1 protein-coding gene is annotated in these 1,884 nt (G+C 60.6%); it reads left to right on the forward strand.

Annotated features, from left to right (window positions below; genetic code table 11):
- Nucleotides 1-54 precede the first annotated feature (54 nt).
- Nucleotides 55-1,884 (forward strand): hypothetical protein (locus tag QSK31_RS48320; RefSeq protein ID WP_285691963.1); only part of this gene is annotated, 1,830 nt, incomplete at its 3' end.

Here is a 1,884-nt window from a genome sequence, read left to right on the forward strand (position 1 = left end):
CGCCCCGGCGCGGCAACCCTCGCGTGGGGACGCCAGCCCGGCGAGGACGCGCACATGGTCGTGATCGAACGCGACACCCACGGAAACCTCCACATCTACGACCCCGCCATCCCCGGCCCCGCAGCAGTCACACCATTCACCCTCGACACCCCCGCAGAACTACCTGACACCCTGACCGGACCAAGCCGCTACCCCGTCAACACCGACGGCGACCTCGCCCAATGGGACATCCACCACCAGCAGGCCGTGTTCGGACCAGACGACAACCAAACCCGCACCCCTTCCGACGGCCACACCCTCGACGCCCTGACCGACCCACCCACACACACCTACCCCACCGGCCCGCACCGTGGCCCGCGCCCGACCGACGAAGATCGGGCAGCAAACTTCGAAGAAGAATTCCTGAAGCAACAAAGCACGGAATTCGGGAGAAATTCACGGGCCGCGAATCGGTGGCGAAAGCTCGCTGACGGAACTCAGGCCGGTGAGGCGGAGTTGCGGGTGTTAGCCCTGTTTCGTAAGCCGCTGCCCGCGGGTCACAAGCAAAAAGACACTCTCGATGGTATGATCCGGGAAAACAAGGATAATGGACTTGAACATTCAGGATTCGACTACACAGGAACACGAGCAAAAGAGCGGAAAAGCCAGGTGGCTTTGGAACGCCACCAAAAATACAACGTTCCAATTCCACCAGCTCCCCCTGAGACGCTTGAGTCCGAGGCTGACCTACTGCAAACCGTGGGCGTCCCGGAAATCGAACCCGTCGCTTTCCTCAATAAGGACTACGCCCGTTACTTCCGTAGCGCCTTCGCCGAGCTACAAGGCACAAGAATTCCGAGGTTTTATGCAGTAGACGGCGTCAATGTTGGAGAAAGGTTGCAAACTCTTCGCCGTTATCCAGCCTCTCCGGAGGAGGTGTACGAGCTGGCCTACCACGGCGTGTTGCTGTCGGGCCGGAACGCCGATGCAATCAGAAACGAATACAACAGGCTCAAGAATACGAATGCACTCCATCCCGATCTCCCGCGATGGGAGAGAGAGGAGCAGAGGAGACAGGAGGAAATGCAGCAGGAGAGGGAAAGAAAAAGAAAGAACCCCACGGAGGAGGAAAAAAAGAATAAGCGAACCTCGCACCAACAGTGGTTGCAGAGGCTACCAGCGGCCTCCCGGAAAGAACGGGACAGAGCGGCAAGAGAGTCGAGAAAGCGGAGGTATGAGGCTAACCCTAACCAGCCCGGGACGGGTGGTCCGGGGACTGACGTAATTACTCGCAGTAAGCACGGTGACAAACAGGTGTGGACGTGGGACGCGTCCAAGGGTGTGCACCGGCGTCGTGATCGTCATCGTGTTGTGTGGTATATCGACTCTCAGACATGGGAACAGTGGCCGGCCAGCGAGGGCGAGGCAGCGCCGTCAAAGCGGCCGAATTCGCAGGAGGAACAACAGCAGATAGCGTTGGAAAACGAGGATTACGAGAATTACGAGAATTACGAGCCCGATTACTCGACTCCTGCGCCGTTGCCTGACTGGCCGGGTGTCTCCGGTGATCCGTACCCCTCGTCTTCGGGGTACGCCGCCCCTCAGCCGCTGACCGGTACCGGCTCCGACTACACCGGTTTCGACCCGTACTTCCAGTCCTCGGTGTCTGCCGGCCATCAGCCGCCTGCCGCTCCTGCGCTGAGCGGTGACGGCGACGGCGACCTCAACGCCGGTTTCGACCCGTACTTCCAGTCTTCGTTGTCTGTCGACCCTCAGTTGCTGACCGGTACCGGCTCCGACTACACCGGTTTCGACCCGTACTTCCAGTCCTCGGTGTCTGCCGGCCATCAGCCGCCTGCCGCTCCTGCGCTGAGCGGTGACGGCGACGGCGACCTCAACGCCGGT

This window comes from Actinoplanes sp. NBRC 103695 (assembly GCF_030269485.1).
Lineage (GTDB): Bacteria > Actinomycetota > Actinomycetes > Mycobacteriales > Micromonosporaceae > Actinoplanes.